We start from the raw sequence: 23073 nt of genomic DNA, 5'->3' as shown, positions 1-23073 counted from the left end.
GCTTTGTATACGTATGATCCTGTCCTTTGGATGAAAGGGCGGTTTTTAGTGGTAAATCACGACATTACTGAAACAGCAATCAGAAGGAGTTTGAATAATTTGACTATAACGTTTCAAGATTTCCAATTAAGTTCTGATCTCATGAAATCAATCAATCGTATGGGATTTGAAGAAGCAACACCGATCCAGGCACAAACGATTCCGCTCGGACTTTTAAATAAAGATGTCATCGGACAAGCGCAAACAGGTACAGGTAAAACAGCTGCGTTCGGTATACCCCTTGTTGAAAAAATGAACCCCGAGTCTCCTAATATTCAAGCAATCGTAATCGCGCCAACCCGTGAATTAGCCATTCAAGTATCTGAAGAGTTATATAAAATCGGACAAGATAAGCGTGCGAAAGTACTGCCTATTTACGGCGGCCAGGATATCGGACGTCAGATCCGCGCATTGAAGAAAAACCCGCATATCATCGTAGGTACGCCGGGGCGTCTTCTTGACCATATCAACCGCCGCACGATCCGTTTAAACAACGTGAACACGGTTGTCATGGATGAGGCTGATGAAATGCTGAACATGGGATTCATTGATGACATTGAATCCATTCTCTCAAACGTGCCGAGCGACCACCAAACGCTCTTATTCTCAGCAACAATGCCTGCGCCGATCAAACGGATCGCAGAGCGTTTCATGACTGAGCCGGAACACGTAAAAGTAAAAGCGAAAGAAATGACTGTGTCCAACATTCAGCAGTTCTACTTGGAAGTGCAGGAGCGCAAAAAATTCGATACGCTGACTCGTCTTCTTGACATTCAGTCTCCGGAACTTGCGATCGTATTCGGACGTACGAAACGCCGTGTCGATGAGCTTGCTGAAGCCCTGAACCTTCGCGGATATGCGGCTGAAGGAATTCACGGCGACTTAACGCAGGCGAAACGTATGGTTGCGCTTCGCAAGTTTAAAGAAGGTGCGATCGAAGTGCTTGTAGCGACTGACGTTGCCGCCCGCGGACTTGATATCTCAGGCGTTACCCACGTTTACAACTTTGACGTGCCTCAAGATCCTGAAAGTTACGTTCACCGTATCGGAAGAACGGGCCGTGCAGGAAAAACGGGTATGGCGATGACGTTTATCACACCGCGTGAGAAAAGCATGCTTCGCGCGATTGAACAAACGACAAAACGCAAAATGGACCGCATGAAAGAGCCGACGCTTGACGAAGCATTAGAAGGACAGCAGCAGGTGACGGTTGACCGTCTGCGCACGGCGATCAGCGAAAACAACCTGAACTTCTACATGACGGCAGCTGCGGAATTGTTAGAAGATCATGATGCAGTGACAGTTGTGGCTGCAGCCATTAAAATGGCGACAAAAGAGCCGGACAGCACGCCTGTACGCCTCACTGATGAAGCGCCTATGGTCAGCAAACGCTATAAAAACCAGCGTACTTCTAAGCGCAGAGACGGCCAAGGCGGCGGCTACCGCGGCGGCAAAGGGAAAAACAACAACCGTTCTTCCTACGATAAAAAACGCTCAAGCGACCGCCGTTCTTCAGGTGACAGACGCCAGAAAAAATCATACTAAAACACAGGAAGCGGACCCTTTTACGGGGTCCGCTTTTTTTTTGATATGCCGGAAAGTGAATCTTTTTTGCAAATCAGCCGTATTTGTATGTATGATAAAAAATGGGAGGTAGGTATGTTGAGAGCACAGCCAAAAAATCGAATCAGTCCAAGCGGCTTAAAAGTCTGGCGTCTTCAGGAAATCATCCTGTCCGCCTTCTGTCTTCTGGCCGTTATAGCAGCAGCTGTTTTAAGCCATTTCTTCCATTGGCCGTATTGGATCACCGGAGTCCTCGGCATCATTTGGGTTATCGGTTCAGTAATATCCGTCTATGCCATACCGAAAATCAGGCACAGGATCTGGCGCTATGAAGTCCATGAAAATGAAATTGATATTCAATCCGGCATTTTTATTGTCAAACGGGTCATTGTGCCGATGGTGAGGGTGCAGCACGTAGATACTTCACAAGGCCCGCTCCTCAGAAAGTACCGTCTGGCCTCAGTCAAAATCTCCACGGCGGCAACCGTTCATTCCATTCCGGCGCTTGATATGGAGGAAGCTGACCGGCTGAGGGATTCCATTTCCCGTCTGGCAAGGGTGACGGAAGATGATGTCTGAGCCGAAACGTCTGCATCCGGCGGCCGTGATTTTGAACTTATTCCATATTATTATCGAAACCATTAAAAACATTATTCTGCCATTTTTTCTCGTCTATATTGTAAACTCCAACCACTTCATCCGCTTTTACGGAGGCATTGCGCTCGCCGTCCTGCTTATCTGGCTGATTACGGCTAGTGTGATTGAGTGGAGAAAATTTACATACCGGATTGAGGACGGAGAATTCAGAATTGAAGAAGGCTTGTTTTTTACGAAAAAGAGATACATCTCCATTGACCGGATTCAATCAATGAATACGAGTGCCGGCATCATTCAGCAGCTTTTTAAGCTTGTTAAGCTTCAAATCGAAACGGCCGGCGACGGGAAAAACGCTGAAGCCGTCTTATCCGCCATTACTGTGGAAGAGGCGGAACGGATCAGAGCGGCTGTTTTTCAGCAAAAAGCGGAGCAAGAAGAACGAGGGGAGACCGCAGCGGAGCAGGAACCGATGCGCGGGGAAGATGTGCAATCCGTTTACCGCCTGTCTGTAGGTGAGCTGCTTATGGCCGCCTCAACATCCGGGGGAATCGGTGTCATCATCTCAGCGGTATTCGCCCTCTTTTCTCAGATTGATGAAGTACTTCCGATGGACTGGCTCTATGACAGGTTTTCCTTTCTCAAGCATGCGAGCATCGGCATATACGCCGTGATCATTTTCATAGGATTGTTCATCGCCTGGCTGTTAAGCATCGCCGGTATGATGATCAAGCATGCCAACTTTAAAATAGAAAAAAAGGAACACGAATTGGTCATTACCAGAGGAATTATTGAAAAGCATCAAGTGACAATCCCGCTCCGTAAAATCCAAGCCATTAAAATGAAAGAAAATGTGATCAGGCAATTATTCGGATACGCGACGGTTGCGATTGTCAGCGCCGGCAGTGCGGGGAATGAGAAAGAAGGAGCACAGACGATTCTGTTTCCGATCATCCGCAAATCAAAGCTCGGAGTGATGCTGAACGGTTTCACACCGGATTACGTGCTGGAAGAAAACCGGAATCATTTGCCGAAAAGGGCGCTGCGCCGGTATTTATTCCGATCCATAATCTTCTCGGTTTTCGTGATCATCCCGCTTTGTATTCTGTTTAAGCCGTGGGGATATGCATCGCTCCTCGTGCTTCCTGTCGAACTGGTGCTAGGATATGCCTCGTTTAGGACAGCGTCATGGTGCATAAACGGCGGCAGGCTTCAGATCACCACGAGGCTGATCGGGAAGACGACCACGATTATGCTGAGAAGAAGAATGCAGATGTTTGAAGTCAGCCGCTCCTTTCTGCAAAAAAGAAGGCGGCTCGCATCTGTGGCTACCGCAGTGAAATCAGCTCACCACATGGAGCATGTCATGCTGAAGGATGTCAGCGAGGAAGATGCCGAACGCATCGGGCGCTGGTATTCATATGAAAAAGCGGACGGTTAATACCGCCGCTTTTTTTGCTGCACGCATAAAAAGGAAAGCAAAAATCCGCCTGCCAGTCCGAACAAATGCGCCATAATGTTAATATTAGAGTTGATAAACGTCGACAGCACCGCGATGATAAGCAGGGTCATAATCATTTTCGACTGATCCCGGCCGATCAGCTCCTTGCGGAAAACAGTCAGAAACACATACACGCCGAAAAGTCCGAAGATCGCGCCGGATGCGCCGACATGCACATAATCAAGCGGTTCGGCAAGATACGTGCCGATATTGCCGATAATGCCCGATGCGATGTACACAATCAGAAAACGGACTTTTCCGAGCATCTGCTCAAGCGGGGGCGCGAATAAAAAGAGAGACATGGAGTTAAACAAAAGGTGAGTGAAATTCGCGTGTAAAAACATCGGTGTCACCAGCCGCCACCATTCTCCCGAGGAAACGCCGTAATTATAGCCGGTCACAGCATCTGACCACATCATGACGGAATGAAGCGGCATACTGAAAAACAGCCACAAGAACGCCTGCAGCGCCAAAATACAGCTGACGGCCGGATAACGTCTGATAAAAGTCTGGAAATTTTCCGTTCGTATAAACATCGCAAGCCCCTTTGCATCTGATTTGTTACATATATAGTAACACGTTTATGACATTAACCGTTTTTTAGTACGGACTTTTAGGAGGAATTCACATGATTTTCGGAATCGGAATCGACATCGTTGAACTGCACAGAATTGAAAACATGCTCAGCCGGCAGGCGAGGTTTCCGCAAAGAATATTGACGGAGGCTGAATACGCCCGTTTTACATTGCTGTCGGACAAAAGGAAAATTGAATTTCTCGCGGGAAGATTTGCGGCAAAAGAAGCCTTTTCGAAAGCATACGGCACAGGTATCGGCAAAGAGCTCAGCTTTCAGGATATTGAAACCGGAAACGACACGGCGGGAAAACCAGTGCTGACCTGCGCCAAGCTTGACGGTGCGGCGGTTCACGTCTCCATTACCCATACAAAAGAATACGCCGCGGCACAGGTCGTGATTGAAAGGTTGTCACGCTAGTCTGCATATTAGCCGGAACCCCTTCATATATTTGATAGTGCATTAAGGGAGACAAGTTGTTTGAGGCTTTTATGGTACGCGTCCGTCCGCTCAGGGCGTACCGTTAAAGTCAAACAAGCGATTTCTTCCCTTTACATCAATTGAGAAGAAGGGGTTGAAAAAAGGTGAGAAAAAGCTTTGTTTTGCTTTTAACGGGACTGCTTGCCGTCCTTATTCTTTCGGCCTGCGGCCAAAAATCACAGGAAGATATCGTGAACGGTTTAGATAAGAAGGCGAAAGAATACACCTCGTACAAAGCGAAAGCCAAAATGACCATCGAAACGGGGAGTGATCCGCAAGTATACAATGTGGAAATCTGGCATAAAAAACCTTCCCTGTACCGGGTCTATTTGGAAAATCCGAAAAAAGACCAAAACCAAGTCATTTTACGGAACGCCAACGGAGTCTTTGTCCTCACGCCGTCTTTAAATAAGAGCTTCAGATTCCAAAGCGACTGGCCGAATAACAGCAGCCAAGTATATTTGTTTGAGTCACTTGTAAAGGACGTGCAGCATGACAAAGACGCCGTCTATTCCGCCAAAGATAAAAAGTACACGTTTGAAACAAAAACAAACTATCAGCACAACAAAATGCTGCCGACTCAGGAAATCACTTTCAACAAAAAGGACATGAGCCCGTCGCTCGTTAAAGTGATGGATACAGACCGGAAAGTGATGGTAAAAGTCGAATTCAAAAGCTTTGAATTCAACAAACCGTTTGATAAAGACTCTTTTGACGAGAAGAAAAATATGACGCTTTCCCAGATGGACGTCGCCACAAGCGCCAAGCCGTCTGATTCATTTGCGGTCAAAACACCGCTTCAAGTGCCGGCCGGCGTCAAAAAACTTGAAGAGAAAGATATTTCAACGGCGGACGGCAAACGAATCGTCATGACTTACGGCGGAGAAAAATCCTTCACCCTTATTCAAGAAAAAGCCCATATCGCAAAAGCCGCCTCTGCCGTCACGCTGAATGGCGAACCGGTTAATCTCGGCTTCACGGTGGCCGCATTGTCTGATACGTCTTTAACGTGGACATATGACGGAGTGGATTATCTTCTGTCATCACAGGATCTGACAAAAGATGAAATGGTGGCCGCCGCCAAAAGCATGCAGGGACAGTCGTCAAAATAACGTCAAAAAAGAGGCCGCCGCTGTCGGTCTCTTTTTTGATTCCATTTCACTTTACAGAATAATTTTAGTATGATAATAAAAATATGAATTGAAAATAATGCTAGGAAGTGTATCGAATGAACACAGCATCCTTTTACAGAGAAACGTGGGCGGAAATCAACCTGTCCGCGATTAAAGAAAATGTCACGCATATGAAAAAACACATCGGGCAAAACGTCCATCTCATGGCGGTTGTAAAGGCGAACGCTTACGGCCACGGAGATTTGGAAGTTGGGAAAGCCGCGCTTGAAGCGGGTGCCTCTTGTCTTGCCGTAGCCATACTGGATGAAGCGATTTCATTGAGAAAACGGGGCATTACAGCGCCGATTCTCGTGCTTGGCGCCGTGCCGCCCGAATATGTACAAGCAGCTGCCGAGTATGACGTAACACTCACGGGATATTCTGTTGAATGGCTTCAGGAAGCCGCGCGCCACCTCGGAAGTGCAACAGTGCCGTTCCACCTGAAAGTCGACACCGGCATGAACAGACTCGGAGTCAAAACGGAGGAAGAAATCCAAAGTGTGTTAAAAATCCTCGGTCAAAATCCCGGTTTAGTCTGTAAAGGCGTATTCACCCATTTTGCTACCGCGGATGAGAAAAACAGAGATTATTTCCTCTTCCAGTTTGACCGCTTTAAAAAATTGATCGCTCCGCTTCCTTTAAAAGAATTGATGGTGCACTGCGCGAACAGCGCTGCCGGACTTCGTCTTAAAAAAGGCTTTTTTAACGCGGTTCGTTTCGGCATCAGTATGTACGGGCTTCGTCCTTCTGCTGACATCCAAAGCGAAATTCCGTTTCAATTAAAACCGGCTTTTGCGCTGCACTCTGTTTTATCCCATGTGAAAAAGATCCGCAAAGGGGAAAGCGTCAGCTACGGCGCAACATATACGGCAGAGAAGGATCAATGGATCGGAACGGTTCCCATCGGCTATGCAGACGGGTGGCTCCGCAAGCTGAGCGGCACGTCTGTGCTGATCGGCGGCAAACGGATGAACATCGCGGGAAGAATCTGCATGGATCAATTGATGGTCGAATTAGATCAATCTTATCCGCCGGGCACCAAAGTCACCCTGATCGGCAGCCAGAAGGGAGAAACGATCACGATGGATGAAATCGCCGGGCGGCTTGGGACGATTAATTACGAGGTCCCTTGTACCATTAGTTCCCGCGTTCCCCGTATGTTTTTGGAAAATGAGAGTATAATGGAAGTAAGAAATCCTTTACTGCAAGATAATACAAGCAAGTAGCCGTCATCCGGAAAAAGAGAATTTATAAAACAGCTTTGCTTGACGTTTGAATAATGGTATCATTATGTCTGGATGGATGAATTGGTCGTATCCGTAAGTTTGGTGGAGGTGTATGTTTTTTGTCTGAATCCAGCGCAAGAACCGAAATGAAAATCAGCTTGCCCGAAAACTTAGTAGCTGAATTGGATGGTGTAGCGATGCGGGAGAAACGAAGCAGAAACGAACTGATATCACAAGCAGTGAGAGCGTATGTCAGCGAACGGACAACTCGCCATAACCGTGATTTGATGAGACGCGGGTATATGGAAATGGCGAAAATCAACTTGAATATCTCTTCTGAGGCTCACTATGCTGAGTGCGAAGCAGAAACGACCGTTGAGCGCTTAGTCAGCGGAGGATAATCATTTTGATTGTAAAGCGCGGCGATGTTTATTTTGCTGATTTATCTCCTGTTGTTGGCTCAGAGCAAGGCGGCGTACGCCCGGTTTTAGTGATCCAAAATGATATCGGAAATCGCTTTAGCCCGACTGCTATTGTTGCAGCCATAACAGCCCAAATACAGAAAGCGAAATTACCAACCCACGTCGAAATTGATGCAAAACGCTACGGTTTTGAAAGAGATTCCGTTATTTTGCTGGAGCAAATTCGGACGATTGACAAGCAAAGATTAACGGATAAAATAACTCATCTGGATGATGAAATGATGGATAAGGTTGATGAAGCCCTGCAAATCAGTTTGGCACTCATTGATTTTTAGTCATATTTTGGTTGCTCATATAGAGCAACTTTTTTTGTTTTCGAAAAACATAAGCGCTATAATAAAGAGATAATCAAACAAAATTTGTTGTTTTGTGTCGGGAGGTCAGTGAAACCCATGTCGAATCAGAAAGTGTATCAGTTCATCATTGATCAGCATGATGAACTGCTTGATACTTGGACAGCCAAACTAAAAGAAGTAGGCAATCAGGAAGACTATCAGCTTACGAATCACATATGTGAAAATATTTGTAAAGACTATATAGACATTCTTTTATTATCGACTAAAAATGACGAGGCTACGGAAGAGCAGATCAGTGAGCTCGCACTGCGCGCCGTTCAGCTCGGTCTGTCACTGAAACTTCTTTCAGCTACTCTGTCAGAGTTTTGGAAACTGCTTTACGAAACGATGGTCGACCTTAATATGGCCGATCAGGACAGAGCAGATTTGATTTTGGAAATAGACAGCTTTTTCAATCCGATCAACACGGAAATTTTAAATCAGTATTCTATCTCCTGGGAAAAAACGGTTACTTTGCAAAAAATCGCGCTTCAGGAATTGTCGGCTCCGCTGATCCCGGTATTTGAGCATGTAACGGTCATGCCGCTTGTCGGGACGATTGATACGGAGCGTGCAAAGCACATTATGGAAAATCTGTTAAACGGCGTCGTAAAGCACCGTTCACAAGTTGTATTAATTGATATCACGGGCGTGCCGGTCGTTGATACGATGGTGGCGCACCATATTATTCAGGCATCAGAAGCGGTGCGGCTTGTCGGCGCGAAATGCCTGCTCGTCGGAATCCGTCCGGAGATTGCGCAGACGATCGTTAATCTGGGAATTGATTTGTCGCAGGTTATTACGAAGAATACCCTTCAAAAAGGAATTCAAACAGCGCTTGAAATGACAAATCGAAAAATCGTTTCATTGGGGGAATAACATTGTGAGACATCCAAAAATCCCGATCCTGAAACTGTATAACTGCTTATTGGTATCCATCCAATGGGAACTTGACGACCAGACAGCTTTGCATTTTCAAGAAGATCTGCTGAACAAAATCTATGAAACCGGCGCAAACGGGGTCGTCATTGACCTGACATCCGTTGACATGATCGATTCATTTATCGCGAAAGTGCTCGGCGATGTCATCACCATGTCTAAATTGATGGGCGCAAATGTCGTATTGACGGGAATTCAGCCGGCTGTGGCGGTCACATTGATTGAACTCGGAATCTCACTTGAGGAAATTGAAACGGCGCTCGATTTAGAGCAAGGGCTTGAGACATTGAAGCGGGAATTGGGGGAATAGCGATGAACGACCAATCCTGTGTGAAAATCATGACAGAATGGGATATCGTAGCCGCCAGACAGCTTGGCCGCAACGTTGCGAAGGAATTAGGCTTCGGCACGGTGGACCAGGCCAGAATCACGACGGCTATCTCAGAATTGGCCAGAAACATTTACTTATATGCAGGCAAGGGCCAGGTCAGCATAGAACAAGTAAACGACAGAGGGAAAAAAGGCCTTAAAATTATAGCAGAAGACAAAGGACCCGGAATCCCCGACATCCGTAAAGTGATGGAAGACGGCTTTTCAACGTCAGGCGGACTGGGAGCGGGACTTCCGGGCGTCAAAAGGCTGATGGACGAATTCAGCCTGCAATCTGTTGCAGAGGAAGGAACAGAGATTCAAGCCGTGAAATGGCTTCGGTAGGAGGTTAGAACGTGGATTTCAGGGAGGTTATAGAGCAGCGGTATCATCAGCTGCTTAGCCGATATATAGCCGAATTAACAGAAACATCTTTATATCAAGCCCAAAAATTCAGCCGAAAAACGATTGAACATCAGGTTCCTCCGGAGGAGATCATCAGCATCCACCGAAAAGTAGTAAAGGAACTGTATCCGGATCTGCCGGAAGATGTTTTTCATTCGCTGGATTTTTTAATAGAAGTCATGATTGGCTACGGGATGGCTTATCAGGAACATCAAAGTCTGAGAGATATCCAGCAGGAGCTTCGTTCAGAAATTGAAATTGCCGCAAATGTTCAGCAGACGCTGCTTGGCACAAAAATTCCTGAAGAAGAAGATCTGGATATCGGGGCAATCAGCGTCCCCGCCAAACAGATGAGCGGGGATTATTATCACTTTGTCAAAGACAAGGAATCGATTAACATCGCGATAGCCGATGTCATCGGAAAAGGAATACCTGCCGCATTGTGCATGTCGATGATCAAGTATGCCATGGACTCTCTTCCGGAGACCGGCATTCACCCCTCCCAAGTGCTGAAAAATCTTAACCGCGTTGTAGAACAGAACGTGGACTCAAGCATGTTTATCACCATGTTTTACGCAAACTACAATACGAAAAATCACCAATTTACATATGCTTCTGCGGGGCATGAACCGGGCTTCTACTACTCTGAAAAAGAAAAAAAGTTTTATGATCTGGAGGCAAAAGGATTGGTGCTGGGAATTTCTCAGGATTTTGATTACAGCCAATATGAACAGCACATGGACGAAGGAGACATGATCGTTCTTTTTTCTGACGGCGTCACCGAATGCCGTACCGAAAACGGTTTCTTAGAACGCAGCGACATTCAGCGCATGCTGGAAGAACATATGGACTGCTCCGCGCAGGATATGGTCAAAAATATTTACGACAGCCTGCTGAGACTCCAGGACTTTCAGCTTCATGACGATTTTACGTTAATTGTTTTGAAAAGAAAGGTTTAAAAAAACAGCAGCACGGGTAAAAAGCCATTAGCACGAGTAAGGATAACTTTCAGAGGTGATACGATGAATTTAACGGTAGATATGAAGGAGAATCTTTCAGATATACAAATCAATATCGCTGGAGAAATCGATGTATACTCAGCTCCGGTGGTTCGTGAAAAGCTGATGCCCCTGGCAAACGAGGGGAAGGACATGAGAATCTGCTTAAAAGATGTAAACTATATGGACAGTACGGGTTTAGGCGTTTTTGTAGGCGTGTTTAAAACGGTGAGCAAGGAAGGCGGCTCTCTGAAGCTTGAGAATCTTTCCGACCGGCTCGTCCGTCTGTTTGAAATTACGGGGCTTAAGGACATCATCGACATTTCGGCAAAGTCAGAAGGTGGCGTGCAATGAGTACATCAGTTGATTATATAGAGATGAAAATTCCGGCCGAACCGGAATATGTAGGAATCGTCAGGCTTACGTTATCAGGGGTCGCAAGCAGAATGGGCTATACCTATGATGACATTGAAGATTTAAAAATCGCTGTCAGCGAAGCTTGTACAAACGCTGTCCAGCATGCATACAACGATGAAAATAAGGGAGAAGTATCCGTGCGGTTCGGTGTGTTTGAGGATCGGCTGGAGGTCATTGTCGCCGATCAGGGAGACAGCTTTGATTTTGATCAAAAGCAGCAGGATCTCGGGCCGTACACACCTTCACACACAGTCGATCAATTGTCAGAAGGAGGGCTCGGTCTGTATTTAATGGAAACGCTCATGGATGAAGTCAAAGTTCAAAGCAACTCTGGCGTAACCGTGGCGATGACAAAGTATTTAAATGGGGAGCGAGTTGATCATGGCACAACCATCAAAAACTACGAAACTAACTAAAGATGAAGTTGATCGGCTCATACGCGACTTTCAAACACATGATAATAAAGAAGCCCAGGAAACACTCGTCGAGGTGTATACCAATCTCGTCGAAATGCTGGCAAAGAAATATTCAAAAGGAAAAAGCTTTCACGAAGACCTCCGCCAGGTCGGGATGATCGGACTTCTCGGAGCCATTAAACGGTATGATCCCGAGGTCGGCAAATCCTTTGAAGCATTTGCGATTCCGACCATCATCGGCGAGATCAAACGCTTCCTCAGAGATAAAACATGGAGCGTACACGTCCCGAGACGGATTAAAGAACTCGGGCCGCGCATTAAAATGGCGGTGGATCAGCTGACGACAGAGACGCAGCGGTCGCCGAAAGTCGAGGAAATCGCAGCCTTTCTCGATGTGTCAGAAGAGGAAGTGCTTGAAACGATGGAGATGGGAAAAAGCTATCAGGCGCTGTCTGTCGATCACAGCATCGAAGCGGATGCGGACGGAAGCACCGTCACGATTTTAGATATCGTCGGTTCGCAGGAGGAAGGATACGAACGCGTCAACCAGCAGATGATGATCAAAAGCGTGCTTCATGTGCTGTCCGACCGCGAAAAACAGATTATCGATCTAACATTTGTGCAAAATAAAAGCCAAAAAGAAACAGGGGACATTCTCGGAATATCTCAAATGCACGTCTCGCGCCTGCAGCGGAAAGCGGTGAAAAAACTGAGAGAGGCCTTGATTGGAGATCCCTCCATGGAGCTAATGTAATGATTCAGGTTGAAGAAAATGAACATGTTCAAACTCTTGTATACCAATTAAATAAAGAAGGCAAGTCCATATGCGGCGACAGCTTTTTTATGAAGGCGAATGAAGAAGAATTAGTTTGCGCGGTAGCGGACGGTCTCGGCAGCGGATCTCTTGCCAATGAATCCTCGTCAGCCATTAAAGACATCGTGGAAACGTATGCGGATGAGGATGTGGAAAGTATCATTGAGCGCTGCAATCAAGCGATGAAAAACAAAAGAGGGGCGACTGCCTCCATCTTAAAAATCAATTTCATCAAAAGGGAATTGACATACTGCTCGATCGGCAATGTCCGTTTCTTCCTGCACTCCCCATCAGGCGAAGTCTTTCATCCGCTGCCGATTTCGGGTTACCTCTCAGGCAAACCGCAAAGATACAAAACGTATACGTCATCATACGAAAAAGGGGCGAGGTTCATCATCTACACGGATGGGCTTGAGGTTCCGCATATCCGCACCTGCTTAAAGCAGGGACACTCAATAGAAGATATATCAAACTCACTTCATCCGTACACAACATCCAGACGTGATGATTTGACCTATATTCTAGGGCAGCTTTTATCGTAAGGCTGCTTTTTTTATGTTCCGCCGTTTTTTGATACACTAGAGAAAGAATGAAGAGATGGAGGCTTTTGTGATATGGAAACGTTAGCCCTTTTGAAAAAACAAATTGCTGAAGAAACAGCGTTATCCCAAAAACATGTCGAAAGTGTCATCCGCCTGCTGGAAGACGGCAATACCGTCCCGTTTATTGCGCGGTACCGAAAAGAGCAGACCGGCTCAATGGACGAGGTGCAGATTCAGGCAATCTCCGAGCGGTGGCAATACATACAAAACCTGACGCAGCGGAAAGAAGAAGTCATCAGATTGATCTCTGAGCAGGACAAGCTGACGGAAGGGCTGAAGCAAAAAATCGAACAAGCGGTCAAGCTTCAGGAAGTCGAGGATTTATACCGTCCCTTCAAACAAAAACGGAAAACAAAAGCCACCGTCGCCAAAAGCAAAGGCCTTGAACCGCTTGCGGACTATATTCTTTCTCTCCCGAAAGAAAACCGCCTTCACGACATCGCTGATCAATATATCAGTGCAGAAAAAGAAGTCGCTTCAAGAGAGGAAGCCATTGAAGGCGCGAAGCACATCATAGCCGAACAAATCTCGGATGATCCTCATTTCAGAAAGTGGATTCGCCAGGAAACGTATAAAAAAGGAATTCTCACTTCCGCGGCAGGCAAGTCAGCCGCAGATGACGAGAAAAACGTCTATGAAATGTACTACGAGTACGAAGAGCCGATCCAAAAGGTCGTTCCTCACAGAGTGCTTGCGATGAACCGCGGTGAAAAAGAAGGCATTTTAAAGATTGCGATCGAACCGCCCGCCGATCAGATAAAAACTTATTTAGAAAAGCAAATCATCAAACGCCGTGAAACGCCTGTGAAAGAAACGCTGAAAGAAGCCATTGAGGACAGTTACAAACGTCTGATCCAGCCGGCTATTGAGCGCGATATCCGCAAAGAGCTGTCAGAAAAAGCAGATGCGCAGGCGATTCATATTTTCGCTGAAAACCTGCGTAAGCTCCTGCTGCAGCCGCCGATGAAGGGAAAAGTTGTGCTCGGCGTCGATCCGGCCTTCCGTACGGGGTGCAAACTGGCAGTTGTTGATGAGACGGGAAAAGTGTTGAAAATCGACGTCATTTACCCGCACGCTCCCGTAAAAAAGACAGCGGAAGCCCGGAAAAAAATCAAAGAATTGCTGGACCGGTACGAAGTCGAGGTTGTGGCGATCGGAAACGGCACGGCATCACGGGAGACAGAGCAATTCGTCGTTGATGTGCTGAAAGAAACAGAGCGGGACATTTATTATGTCATCGTCAATGAGGCCGGAGCAAGCGTGTATTCCGCGTCAGAAATCGCCCGTGAAGAATTTCCGGATTTTCAGGTCGAAGAGCGCAGCGCCGTCTCCATCGCGCGGAGATTGCAGGACCCGCTGGCCGAGCTTGTGAAAATCGAACCTAAATCCGTCGGCGTCGGGCAATACCAGCATGATGTGAGCCAAAAGCATTTAAATGAATCACTCCGTTTTGTCGTAGAGACCGTCGTCAACCAAGTCGGGGTGAATGTCAATACAGCATCAGCCGCGCTGCTTCAATATGTAGCCGGGTTATCCAAAACCGTTGCCGGCAATATCGTTAAAAAAAGGGAAGAGCTCGGAAAATTTACAAATCGCAAAGAGCTGAAAGAAATCCCGCGTCTCGGCGCAAAAACATATGAACAGTGCATCGGCTTTTTGAGAGTGCCCGGAGGACGGGAGCCGCTCGACCGCACCGGGATACACCCGGAAAGCTATAAAGAGACAAAGGCGCTGCTCAAAAAACTGCAGCTCACTGCGGATCAGATCGGAAGCGCGGACGCAAAAGAGAAAATCAGCGCATTGCCGCTGTCTGAAACGGCTGAAGAGCTCGGTATAGGGGAGATTACGCTTGCGGATATTTGCGGGCAGCTGACAAGGCCGGAGCGAGATCCTCGTGACGAAGTGCCGAAGCCTTTGCTGAAAAAAGACGTTCTGCAGCTTGAGGATTTAAAGGAAGGAATGGAATTGCAGGGCACCGTCCGCAACGTTGTAGACTTCGGCGCTTTCGTCGATATCGGCGTCAAACAGGACGGGCTTGTGCACATTTCAAAACTGAGCAATCAATACGTCAAACATCCTCTCGACGTCGTATCGGTCGGAGACATCGTCACCGTATGGGTCGAAGGGGTGGACGTGCAAAAAGGCAGAGTGTCGCTGTCTATGGTAAAATAAAAGCACTGCTTACGAGCAGTGTTTTTTTCTGTAGAAATACCAGCACTGATTCAGCAGTTTGATTTGGTAATTATCCTTTTCTAAAAACGCTTTTTGCATTTGTTTCATCAGCCAATTCGGCATGGCTCATTCCTCCTCAGCTTTTAGTTAGAGGTCGGTTTTAACTCATTGTATGCGAACGGTGAATTGTCCCGTTCAATGTTTTTAAAGCGGGGTGCACTTATGGATAACGAACAACTTCAAAAGCTGACGGAAGACATCTCTGCACAAGATTTCGGAAAGCCGTTCCGTCACAGAGCCTTCTTCAATGACCGGCTGAAAACGACAGGCGGCCGGTACATGCTGTCTTCCCATAACATCGAATTAAACCGCAAATATCTGATCGAACACGGGCAGAGCGAGCTGATAGGAATCATCAAACACGAGCTGTGCCATTATCATCTTCATCTTGAGGGAAAAGGGTACAAGCACAGAGACAAAGACTTCAGAGACCTGCTTCAGAAAGTCGGAGCGCCGAGATTCTGCACGCCGCTGCAAACCAAAAAGACACAAAAGAAAACATATATGTATAGATGCGCGGCTTGCGGCCAACAGTATATAAAGAAGCGGGCAATGAACCCGGAAAGATATGCCTGCGGAAAGTGCAGAGGAAAAATCAAAAGAATTTTTTAAAAAGGCTTGACTCATTTTAATGTTCTATGTTAAATTATAAAAGTCGTTGAGAGACAACGACACTTTCTCAAAAAAATAAATGTTGCTTCTTGACACAATATGTCGCATCATTTATAATTAAGAAAGTCTGATTATTCCACAGTAGCTCAGTGGTAGAGCTATCGGCTGTTAACCGATCGGTCGCAGGTTCGAATCCTGCCTGTGGAGCCATATGGAGAAGTACTCAAGTGGCTGAAGAGGCGCCCCTGCTAAGGGTGTAGGTCGCGTAAGCGGCGCGAGGGTTCAAATCCCTCCTTCTCCGCCAGATAAGTTCTCAACCAGACGGCCCGTTGGTCAAGCGGTTAAGACACCGCCCTTTCACGGCGGTAACACGGGTTCGAATCCCGTACGGGTCACCATTTACCTTCGTTGGGCTATAGCCAAGCGGTAAGGCAACGGACTTTGACTCCGTCATGCGTTGGTTCGAATCCAGCTAGCCCAGCCATTTTATTTAAAATTTTTGAATCACTTTTAGAGCGAGCCATTAGCTCAGTTGGTAGAGCATCTGACTTTTAATCAGAGGGTCGAAGGTTCGAGTCCTTCATGGCTCACCACTTGTCACGCGGGTGTGGCGGAATTGGCAGACGCGCTAGACTTAGGATCTAGTGTCTTACGACGTGGGGGTTCGAGTCCCTTCACCCGCACTTTCTTTTCAAAGTGCTGATCATCATCACTAGCTTATATGCTTAGTGGAAAGACAGCTTCATAGCACGCGGTCGTGGCGGAATGGCAGACGCGCTAGGTTGAGGGCCTAGTGGGTGAATAACCCGTGGAGGTTCAAGTCCTCTCGGCCGCATCTCAATGATACCAAGGGTTTAACTACCTTTGGTATTATTTTTTTATGTATAAAATGCAACCCTGTAGAATATTTTATAATTTACTAGAATTAGAGAGAATTGGAGACCACGGGTTAGGTCGGATAAAAAGTGTTGTTGGGCAAGCTATTTGGATGTAATTTATATTGGTGAGTGGGTCGGAAAACCCAACCTCTATCTTAAATATTTCCCATTTAAAAAGAAGAGTAGGCAAGTTGCTACTCTTCATCTTTTTATCCACTATCTTGTGCTATTTGTGAGAGAATAAATAACCATAAGAAAAGGCACAATGCCCTAAAGGGATTTTTCAGCAGAAAATTTTTGTTTTGATGGATAAAATAAGAAAATGCGTGGATGCTAACCATGAAAAAGATTTGTTTATCAGTGACGCTTTCAGTAAGAATTGAATATTTTTTATTCTCTTCAAAGAACTTTTTCACTCCAGAGTATCACTCCAGAGTAATTCACATTTAGCCTCACACACATTTAATTTTGGTTAGCAATTCATCGATCTTATTTAGTTCGTAGTCATAATCACAGTTTTCTTCTAAAAAAGAAATCATAGTTTCAAAGAAACCTTTTGCATTTTTTAAGAGTGTTTTAAAAAAATCAAGTTTCGGCAGTAATACTTTTTGTTTTTCATCAATTTCAAATAACAACATATCATTCGATATTGATTTCATTTTCAATAGAAGTGGTTGATCTGGAAAATAAGTTTCGCTTTCTCCTGTTTCAATAGTTTCTTCAATTAAATTCAAAAAATAAGCCCACAATTGATCAACCAAGTCCCACATAGTGGCATCAAGCAAATCTTGTTCACCATATTTTAAAATAATCGCCCCAGATAAATAGTAGGGATCTAACTGTGATTTCAAGTTCTTTAGTTCCTCTATATTGTTAAGGGGGACAAAGTAATCGTTAACATTCTTTTTTAAGACTGAAAGATCCTTTATCTTCTTATTTGGCTTGAGAATTAATGATTGTATATAAAACATTCTTACCTCTCCTATTTTTCCGGATAGAATTGACCTACTCTTCCTTTTTGAAAGCCTACAACATATTGCTGACCCTTATACGTTCCTCTAATTTGATAACTGAATTTTGTTCCTTTTTGTACTAACTCTTCACGGTTTTGTTTCATGATTGATTCTATCGCATCTGCAACATCGCTAACAGTCATCTCTTTATTGAGAAAAGATTGACGAGACTTAACTGAACCATCCCATAAACTAGGATGATGGCGCTCTAAAATATGCTTCATTCCACGTTTATCAATGAGAAATGATTGTCCTCCAAAAATGTATTTCCTGCTTTGAAAAGTCTCTAATTCGTTTACAACTTCATGCGGCTTTGCTTTTTTTATACCATGTGTAGCAGACTGGTTTTTAAAAACTTCAAGTGCAGAGTTTTTATAACTCTCCCCGTCAATTGTGTTGAATGGAAAAGTCCCTGAACCGCCAGCCATTGCATATTGTTGTTCAAAAACATTTGGTATTTTAACGTATTCAATACCTTTTTTTATTCCTGCTTTTGAAACTTCGAGCGTCTTAATTGCAGCATCTTTTGAACCGGCTTTTGCAACTTTGGATACTTTATCAATACCCTTCGGACCAACTATTGCAAGAATCTTTTGCTATGATCTTATAAGTATCGATTGGATGTAAGACTGCGTTCACCGTTCCAGAAAGCGTTTCAATAGGGTGCATTGCAAGTTGATAGAGACCCATCACGGTATCTTTACCGGCTTCATACATTCCAACTGCAATACCTTTTCCGATATCGGCTTTTTGTTGAAGTTCTTCGAGCTGGCGGAAATAAACTTTTTGGTCAGGCTCCAAATTCTCGTATCCAATTTTTTTAGCAATTTTTAAATACTCGTCAGGATCTGTTACATTTACAAGCTGTTTTTTCAAATCTTTAATTTCGCGTTTTTTAGCTTCCTCTTTTTTGATCTTTAAATAAGCTTCAGACCGCTTTTCGATATCGCCTTTTTTCTTATGTATGTCACTCTCGCGATAAGCCTTGGCATTATAATGTATGGGTGAAGCGTTTTTGCCCTTACCTGTTGATTCCTGTAACTTTTGAAAGTCTGCTTTAATAAATTGTTCGTTAGGTTCAGTCATTGCATATTCAGTTTTTAAGTTCTCGTCTGTATCGCCTATTTTCTCAATAATTTTTTTTCGTTTGTTTTCGGCGGACGAGAGCTCATCCTTAAAAGCCTCTGTTGAAAATAAATCAAGTGGAAGAATGTCATCAATATCACTCAGTATATCTTTCATTGCTTTCTTCTGCTCGGACATCATTGCTTGTGATTTTCTATATGCGTTTGCCAGTTCGTGTTCTAAGAAAGATTCTTCGATATATGCATCAGATAAGCTGGCATCTTCCAGAATACCGGAGATACTAGTAAGGAAAGCGATTTTCATATCAATGAAATCAATCCATTGATCAGCTACACCGGTGTGATCGTGAAAAAATGCTTTAATATTGTTTGCTCCCTTCCCAGAGAACTCACTATCATCAAGATCAGCAACAGCCTTAAATGCTTTTTTCAAATTAATCATTTGATTTTTCAATTCTTTATAATCGTTTGCTCGGTTTTCAGCTTCAGATAACAAAGACCTTGCTTCAAATACTTTCATTGGACAATCCTTCCAGTAAGTTTATATCTAAATATTACCATGGATAGGATGTGAAGTTCGAAAAAAATGTTGAAGAAGAGGTAATGAATTGAATGTAATGAGATTTGGAGAAGTGGGGAATTAAGGGGGTTTTTACTCACCAATTATTAACCATTATTCATTCAAACCTATAGAAATGATGTAAGGCGATGTTAGAAAGTGTAATGAAAATAAGCTTTTATAGATTCTTTTGAGGAAATGGCACATATGCCGGGTGATGGGTATTGCGACCGACTTGGTCTTATAAGATAACACCTGATTATGAAGAAGTTAAAGGGAAGGAAACGAAAACAAAGGAGTAGACTTTATGTCTGCTCCTTTTTTATGCTTCAATATTTCTTTCCCTATTTTTTAGAGGTTTGAGGGCTATTTGTCTGACTCTAGTGAAAATGATTTAGCCTCTACAGTGTTTTTCATCAGTAAAGCATCTATACTATAGGGTATTTTTTAAAAATAAATTAATATGATTGCACCTGCAGATGCAGAGAATACAGAATAGTCAAGAGAAGTCTTAAAACCTGTTCCTACTGTTAAACCTAGAGCGAAAATAATCAACATAGCACCACTCAATACAGCAGTTATTCTTGTTTTGAAACCAATGATCAAAAGTATTCCTAAGATGGTTTCAAAAATATAAACGTCGAGATGGAAAACGAAAAAACATAATATGAATTGTAATTTAAAGGCATCTTGAAGCACAAAAAAGCTCTAACTAATTAATTTAGTCAGAGCTTTTTTTTATGAAGTATTCCCGAGTATCTGTCCTTGTTTTTTTAGGCAATACTACGTCCAATTCTTTATTTAACCATGCGAGCGTTTTATTACGAAGATAATTACGCATCTGTTCTTCTGCTTCAAGCATTACCAAGTTAATTGTACAAGAAGAATTGCTGGATTCACAAGAGTTGCATTTGTCTCGATAAAGTAGACCATTGCTTACAATATTTTTACATTGAAAAATGGGTTTTGGTCCTTCAACAGCCTCTATTATATCCCAAAAGGAAATACCTTCTGGGGATTTTGCTAACCTATATCCTCCCTTTACACCAGGGACAGAATTTACAATACCAGCTTTAGATAATTTACCGAAAACTTTTGAAAGAAATGTTTCTGAAAGTCCTTGGAACTCTGCAAGGTCCCGAATCCCCACACTTTCCTTGGAGGGAACATCTATTAAATAAACCAGACAATGTAAAGCATATTCAACCCCAACACTGTACTGCATATAAACTCACCTGCTTTTGATTTTAAGGGTTATCACATTGTATCTTAGGAGTATTTTTGATGATAGTCAATCTTAAAACCCTTCTTTAGATATTATTTGTTCCGTTTGACAAAATAAAATACAAGGCTTATATTAGTGACCGAGTTAATCGTCGATTAATCTAGTCTTTAATATAAAATAAAAGGAGAGTTTCAAATGAGCAAAACACTTATCATTAACGCACATCCAAAAGTAGATGATACATCATCATACAGTTTACGGGTAATGAACCACTTTTTAGAGGCTTACAAAGAATTAATTCCAGAGAGTGAAGAGCTTGAGCAAATTAACTTATATAGTGTTGAAGTGCCTTTGATTGATAAAACAGTTTTAAGTGCATGGGATAAGGCAGGAAAAGGCGAAGAACTGACAAGTGATGAACAAAAAGTAACAGAACGCATGACAGAAGTATTGAAACAATTCAAAAGTGCAAAAACGTATGTCATCGTTTTGCCTTTGCATAATTTCAATATTCCATCAAAATTAAAAGACTATATGGACAATATTATGATCGCACGTGAAACATTTAAATATACTGACACTGGGTCAGTAGGTCTGCTTAAAGATGGACGAAGAATGCTTGTCATACAAGCTAGCGGATCAATTTATACAAATGATGACTGGTATGAAGAAGTTGAATACTCAAATAAATATTTGAAATCAATGTTCAATTTCCTCGGTATTGAGGATTATCAAATTATCCGAGTGCAAGGAACAGCTTTACTGAGTCCGGAGGATGTTTTACAAAAAGCAAATAAAGAAGTTGAAGAAGCTGCTTCAAGATTAGCAGGTAAATAAGAAATAGTATGAAGATCATTGTTGTTGGGGGGACTGGAGTAATTGGTCGAGCCCTCCTTCCTAAATTAATACAAAATGGCCATCAAGTATTTGCATTGACCCGAGGTAATCGGTCGAACACGTTCCTCAAAAGATTCAGTTTTAGTAAACAATGAAGTAATCTTTACACGTTAGAACATTTTCTAGCGTGTTTTGTTTTTTTTTATTTATGGATCACGTGTCAAGAAACAAAAGACTTACAATAACCGCAATAAACACGAAAAGAATAATTTCTTCAATAGACAATTCGTACCTTTTTACATTTTAACTTTGTCAAGAAATGTTGAATCTGCCATAATACAATTAATGTAAATATTCTTGCAATTTTGTATTGGAGGAATTTGCTTGTAACGGATTCTCTTGGATGAAAACAGAAAAATTCCGTATGACCTAGTCACTCAAAAATTGAATGATTGGTATACTCTTATTAAAAATGATCAAGTTGAGCAGGCTGAGCATATAAGAAAAGAAGTGGAAAAAGAATTAGTGAATATGGAAGAAAATCAAGACGCTTTGTTATACTATCAATTGCTTGAATTCCGACACGAGATAATGTTGAGTTATATGGAATCGAAAAGGATTGATGATTTAAATAGTGCGTATGAAACAATAAAAGAAATGGAAGAGCAAGGGCAATTAACGGGTATGCTTGAGTATTACTATTTCTTTTTTACAGGTATGTACGAGTTCAGACGTAAAGAATTAACAACGGCAATAAGTGCTTATAGGATTGCTGAAACAAAACTTTCTGAAGTGGAAGATGAAATAGAAAAAGCTGAGTTTTTTTTCAAAGTTTCATACGTTTATTATTATATGAAACAGACTTACTTTTCGATGAATTATGCTAGTCGTGCTTTGAAAATATTTCAGAAGTTCGATGAATACGCTGTTCAAACATTGCGCTGTCAGTTTATAGTAGCAGGAAATTTGATAGATTCTTGGAATTTGAAAGAGCGTTGCAACAATTTTTGAATGCATTAGAAATTGCGGAGCACACAAAAATTGATCACCTGATCGGTATGTCCCACATGAATATTGGGATTTGTTATGAAGAGTTAAAGGATTATGAGAAAGCTGCTATTCATTTAAAGTTTTCGATTAAGGTTTTTGAAAAATCTGAACACAGCTTTTTGACGAAAGCCTTATTTGCTTTGACTCATGTTTATGCCAAAAAAGATAATATTGATTTAGCTCTGAAGTATTTCATGAAGGGGAAAGGTGAGGCTGAAAATAAAAATGATAAAGAGTACATTGAAAAATTTAAAATTTTAGAAGGACTTTATTTTTCACACGGTGAATATGAATTAATTAATGAAGCATTTTCTTATCTAGCTGACAGAAAAATGTTTGCTGACATGGAGAATTTTGCAACTGAAATAGGCGATTATTTTTATCAAACAGGGGAATTAAAACTTTCGAATGAATTTTATCGCATGAGTATTGAGGCTAGACGAAAAATAAAAAGAGGGGAGATTATTAATGAAAATCAGCCGAATTCTATTGGGAGTAATGGTGTTGAGTAGCATTTTAACGTTTGTTCACTTTGCAGGTGTGGACAGTGCTTCAAATGACAGTTTTAAAATTGCCGCAGATCGAGTTGGTGCATAAAGAGGAGGGGAATTATCCTCTTCTTTTTTTTGTGTTTTTTTGTAAAAAAAGAGTATAAT

Annotated in this window: 24 protein-coding genes, 7 tRNA genes and 2 pseudogenes; 28 read left to right on the top strand and 5 right to left on the bottom strand. The window is 43.1% G+C overall.

Annotated elements, in window-relative coordinates:
- The first annotated feature begins 99 nt into the window (after positions 1-99).
- From cshA to AR442_RS02240, 3 genes are all read left to right on the top strand, one after another.
- Positions 100-1584, top strand: a complete 1485-nt coding sequence (cshA, locus tag AR442_RS02250) for a degradosome RNA helicase CshA (RefSeq protein ID WP_014416963.1) — start codon at positions 100-102, stop codon at positions 1582-1584.
- 117 nt (positions 1585-1701) lie between these two features.
- Positions 1702-2181, top strand: a complete 480-nt coding sequence (locus tag AR442_RS02245) for a PH domain-containing protein (RefSeq protein WP_025649968.1) — start codon at positions 1702-1704, stop codon at positions 2179-2181.
- On the top strand, positions 2171-3637 hold the full coding sequence (locus tag AR442_RS02240) for a PH domain-containing protein (protein WP_021495081.1): 1467 nt from the start codon (positions 2171-2173) through the stop codon (positions 3635-3637). Before AR442_RS02245 ends, AR442_RS02240 begins: the two co-directional genes overlap by 11 nt.
- Here the strand turns inward: AR442_RS02240 and AR442_RS02235 are convergent.
- Positions 3634-4233 carry a rhomboid family intramembrane serine protease gene (locus tag AR442_RS02235; RefSeq protein WP_003156193.1) on the bottom strand — a complete coding sequence of 200 codons (600 nt, stop codon included), beginning with the start codon at positions 4231-4233 and terminating at the stop codon, positions 3634-3636. The genes AR442_RS02240 and AR442_RS02235 overlap by 4 nt on opposite strands.
- Positions 4234-4325: 92 nt before the next feature.
- Here AR442_RS02235 and acpS point away from each other — a divergent pair, with 92 nt between their 5' ends.
- The 14 genes from acpS to AR442_RS02165 all read left to right on the top strand — a co-directional run bounded on the left by acpS (position 4326) and on the right by AR442_RS02165 (position 15098).
- Positions 4326-4691, top strand: a complete 366-nt coding sequence (gene acpS, locus AR442_RS02230; protein ID WP_014304402.1) for a holo-ACP synthase — start codon at positions 4326-4328, stop codon at positions 4689-4691.
- Positions 4692-4855: 164 nt separating this feature from the next.
- Positions 4856-5863, top strand: a complete 1008-nt coding sequence (locus AR442_RS02225; RefSeq protein ID WP_021495080.1) for a LolA family protein — start codon at positions 4856-4858, stop codon at positions 5861-5863.
- Positions 5864-5979: 116 nt separating this feature from the next.
- A complete protein-coding gene (alr, locus tag AR442_RS02220; protein ID WP_053285486.1) occupies positions 5980-7149 on the top strand; it encodes an alanine racemase in 1170 nt (389 codons plus the stop codon).
- A gap of 119 nt (positions 7150-7268) precedes the next feature.
- Complete coding sequence (endB, locus tag AR442_RS02215; protein WP_003156188.1) at positions 7269-7550, top strand: type II toxin-antitoxin system antitoxin EndoAI; 282 nt, start codon at positions 7269-7271, stop codon at positions 7548-7550.
- A 5-nt stretch (positions 7551-7555) separates the two neighbouring features.
- Positions 7556-7906, top strand: coding sequence for a type II toxin-antitoxin system endoribonuclease NdoA (gene ndoA, locus AR442_RS02210; protein ID WP_003156187.1), 351 nt, complete (start codon positions 7556-7558; stop codon positions 7904-7906).
- A gap of 117 nt (positions 7907-8023) precedes the next feature.
- On the top strand, positions 8024-8845 hold the full coding sequence (locus tag AR442_RS02205; RefSeq protein WP_003156182.1) for an STAS domain-containing protein: 822 nt from the start codon (positions 8024-8026) through the stop codon (positions 8843-8845).
- A gap of 4 nt (positions 8846-8849) precedes the next feature.
- Positions 8850-9215, top strand: a complete 366-nt coding sequence (gene rsbS, locus AR442_RS02200; protein ID WP_007609584.1) for an RsbT antagonist protein RsbS — start codon at positions 8850-8852, stop codon at positions 9213-9215.
- Positions 9216-9217: 2 nt separating this feature from the next.
- A complete protein-coding gene (locus AR442_RS02195; RefSeq protein ID WP_003156178.1) occupies positions 9218-9619 on the top strand; it encodes an anti-sigma regulatory factor in 402 nt (133 codons plus the stop codon).
- Positions 9620-9630: 11 nt separating this feature from the next.
- Positions 9631-10638 (top strand): PP2C family protein-serine/threonine phosphatase, encoded by a 1008-nt coding sequence (locus tag AR442_RS02190; protein WP_007609589.1) that lies wholly within the window; start codon positions 9631-9633, stop codon positions 10636-10638.
- Between the two features lie 63 nt (positions 10639-10701).
- Complete coding sequence (gene rsbV, locus AR442_RS02185) at positions 10702-11031, top strand: anti-sigma factor antagonist RsbV (RefSeq protein ID WP_003156176.1); 330 nt, start codon at positions 10702-10704, stop codon at positions 11029-11031.
- On the top strand, positions 11028-11510 hold the full coding sequence (rsbW, locus tag AR442_RS02180) for an anti-sigma B factor RsbW (RefSeq protein WP_007609591.1): 483 nt from the start codon (positions 11028-11030) through the stop codon (positions 11508-11510). Before rsbV ends, rsbW begins: the two co-directional genes overlap by 4 nt.
- Positions 11476-12264 carry an RNA polymerase sigma factor SigB gene (sigB, locus tag AR442_RS02175; RefSeq protein ID WP_003156171.1) on the top strand — a complete coding sequence of 263 codons (789 nt, stop codon included), beginning with the start codon at positions 11476-11478 and terminating at the stop codon, positions 12262-12264. The genes rsbW and sigB overlap by 35 nt, the downstream gene beginning before the upstream one ends.
- Entirely contained in the window at positions 12264-12866 is a 603-nt protein-coding gene (rsbX, locus tag AR442_RS02170) for a phosphoserine phosphatase RsbX (RefSeq protein WP_053285487.1), read from the top strand. The genes sigB and rsbX overlap by 1 nt, the downstream gene beginning before the upstream one ends.
- Positions 12867-12938: 72 nt before the next feature.
- The gene (locus AR442_RS02165; protein WP_053285488.1) at positions 12939-15098 is read left to right on the top strand and encodes a Tex family protein; all 2160 of its coding nucleotides are present in this window, start codon (positions 12939-12941) and stop codon (positions 15096-15098) included.
- Between the two features lie 9 nt (positions 15099-15107).
- On the opposite strand, the gene cmpA is transcribed toward AR442_RS02165, so the two are convergent.
- Complete coding sequence (gene cmpA / locus AR442_RS20250) at positions 15108-15221, bottom strand: cortex morphogenetic protein CmpA (protein WP_003156164.1); 114 nt, start codon at positions 15219-15221, stop codon at positions 15108-15110.
- A gap of 99 nt (positions 15222-15320) precedes the next feature.
- Between cmpA and AR442_RS02160 the strand changes: the two genes are divergently transcribed.
- From AR442_RS02160 to AR442_RS02125, 8 genes are all read left to right on the top strand, one after another.
- A complete protein-coding gene (locus tag AR442_RS02160) occupies positions 15321-15770 on the top strand; it encodes a SprT family protein (RefSeq protein ID WP_053285489.1) in 450 nt (149 codons plus the stop codon).
- 135 nt (positions 15771-15905) lie between these two features.
- A tRNA-Asn gene (locus AR442_RS02155) sits at positions 15906-15980 on the top strand.
- Positions 15981-15983: 3 nt separating this feature from the next.
- Positions 15984-16074, top strand: a tRNA-Ser gene (locus AR442_RS02150).
- 19 nt (positions 16075-16093) lie between these two features.
- Positions 16094-16168: transfer RNA gene (locus AR442_RS02145), tRNA-Glu, on the top strand.
- Positions 16169-16179: 11 nt separating this feature from the next.
- Positions 16180-16254: transfer RNA gene (locus tag AR442_RS02140), tRNA-Gln, on the top strand.
- A 33-nt stretch (positions 16255-16287) separates the two neighbouring features.
- Positions 16288-16363: transfer RNA gene (locus AR442_RS02135), tRNA-Lys, on the top strand.
- A gap of 8 nt (positions 16364-16371) precedes the next feature.
- Positions 16372-16453, top strand: a tRNA-Leu gene (locus AR442_RS02130).
- 68 nt (positions 16454-16521) lie between these two features.
- A tRNA-Leu gene (locus tag AR442_RS02125) sits at positions 16522-16605 on the top strand.
- 495 nt (positions 16606-17100) lie between these two features.
- On the opposite strand, the gene AR442_RS02115 is transcribed toward AR442_RS02125, so the two are convergent.
- The 3 genes and pseudogenes from AR442_RS02115 to AR442_RS02105 all read right to left on the bottom strand — a co-directional run bounded on the left by AR442_RS02115 (position 17101) and on the right by AR442_RS02105 (position 20530).
- A complete protein-coding gene (locus tag AR442_RS02115) occupies positions 17101-17619 on the bottom strand; it encodes a hypothetical protein (RefSeq protein WP_029974928.1) in 519 nt (172 codons plus the stop codon).
- Between the two features lie 11 nt (positions 17620-17630).
- Positions 17631-19266: pseudogene (locus AR442_RS20960) on the bottom strand (ribonuclease YeeF family protein).
- A gap of 760 nt (positions 19267-20026) precedes the next feature.
- Positions 20027-20530 carry an RrF2 family transcriptional regulator gene (locus AR442_RS02105; protein WP_029974931.1) on the bottom strand — a complete coding sequence of 168 codons (504 nt, stop codon included), beginning with the start codon at positions 20528-20530 and terminating at the stop codon, positions 20027-20029.
- A gap of 195 nt (positions 20531-20725) precedes the next feature.
- Between AR442_RS02105 and AR442_RS02100 the strand changes: the two genes are divergently transcribed.
- The 3 genes and pseudogenes from AR442_RS02100 (at position 20726) to AR442_RS02095 (ending at position 22929) form a co-directional block, all read left to right on the top strand.
- Positions 20726-21367, top strand: a complete 642-nt coding sequence (locus AR442_RS02100; RefSeq protein ID WP_029974934.1) for an FMN-dependent NADH-azoreductase — start codon at positions 20726-20728, stop codon at positions 21365-21367.
- Positions 21368-21375: 8 nt separating this feature from the next.
- Entirely contained in the window at positions 21376-21522 is a 147-nt protein-coding gene (locus tag AR442_RS20240) for an NAD-dependent epimerase/dehydratase family protein (protein WP_123768418.1), read from the top strand.
- A gap of 238 nt (positions 21523-21760) precedes the next feature.
- Positions 21761-22929, top strand: a pseudogene (locus tag AR442_RS02095) (response regulator aspartate phosphatase).
- The last annotated feature ends 144 nt before the right edge of the window (positions 22930-23073 follow it).

This window comes from Bacillus velezensis, assembly GCF_001461825.1.
Classification (GTDB): Bacteria; Bacillota; Bacilli; order Bacillales; family Bacillaceae; genus Bacillus; species Bacillus velezensis.
Note: the sequence above shows the minus strand (reverse complement) of the source record. Positions and strands in the feature narration are given on the sequence as shown.

Excerpts from the sequence above, each read along its gene's own strand:
- AR442_RS02235 (WP_003156193.1), bottom strand. The coding sequence starts at position 4,233 with ATGTTTATACGAACGGAAAATTTCCAGACTTTTATCAGACGTTATCCG.
- cmpA (WP_003156164.1), bottom strand. The coding sequence starts at position 15,221 with ATGCCGAATTGGCTGATGAAACAAATGCAAAAAGCGTTTTTAGAAAAG.
- rsbW (WP_007609591.1), top strand. The coding sequence starts at position 11,028 with ATGAGTACATCAGTTGATTATATAGAGATGAAAATTCCGGCCGAACCG.
- AR442_RS20240 (WP_123768418.1), top strand. The coding sequence starts at position 21,376 with ATGAAGATCATTGTTGTTGGGGGGACTGGAGTAATTGGTCGAGCCCTC.
- acpS (WP_014304402.1), top strand. The coding sequence starts at position 4,326 with ATGATTTTCGGAATCGGAATCGACATCGTTGAACTGCACAGAATTGAA.
- AR442_RS02240 (WP_021495081.1), top strand. The coding sequence starts at position 2,171 with ATGATGTCTGAGCCGAAACGTCTGCATCCGGCGGCCGTGATTTTGAAC.
- rsbV (WP_003156176.1), top strand. The coding sequence starts at position 10,702 with ATGAATTTAACGGTAGATATGAAGGAGAATCTTTCAGATATACAAATC.
- rsbX (WP_053285487.1), top strand. The coding sequence starts at position 12,264 with ATGATTCAGGTTGAAGAAAATGAACATGTTCAAACTCTTGTATACCAA.
- AR442_RS02115 (WP_029974928.1), bottom strand. The coding sequence starts at position 17,619 with ATGTTTTATATACAATCATTAATTCTCAAGCCAAATAAGAAGATAAAG.
- AR442_RS02105 (WP_029974931.1), bottom strand. The coding sequence starts at position 20,530 with ATGCAGTACAGTGTTGGGGTTGAATATGCTTTACATTGTCTGGTTTAT.
- AR442_RS02100 (WP_029974934.1), top strand. The coding sequence starts at position 20,726 with ATGAGCAAAACACTTATCATTAACGCACATCCAAAAGTAGATGATACA.
- AR442_RS02195 (WP_003156178.1), top strand. The coding sequence starts at position 9,218 with ATGAACGACCAATCCTGTGTGAAAATCATGACAGAATGGGATATCGTA.
- AR442_RS02165 (WP_053285488.1), top strand. The coding sequence starts at position 12,939 with ATGGAAACGTTAGCCCTTTTGAAAAAACAAATTGCTGAAGAAACAGCG.
- AR442_RS02205 (WP_003156182.1), top strand. The coding sequence starts at position 8,024 with ATGTCGAATCAGAAAGTGTATCAGTTCATCATTGATCAGCATGATGAA.
- alr (WP_053285486.1), top strand. The coding sequence starts at position 5,980 with ATGAACACAGCATCCTTTTACAGAGAAACGTGGGCGGAAATCAACCTG.
- AR442_RS02160 (WP_053285489.1), top strand. The coding sequence starts at position 15,321 with ATGGATAACGAACAACTTCAAAAGCTGACGGAAGACATCTCTGCACAA.
- sigB (WP_003156171.1), top strand. The coding sequence starts at position 11,476 with ATGGCACAACCATCAAAAACTACGAAACTAACTAAAGATGAAGTTGAT.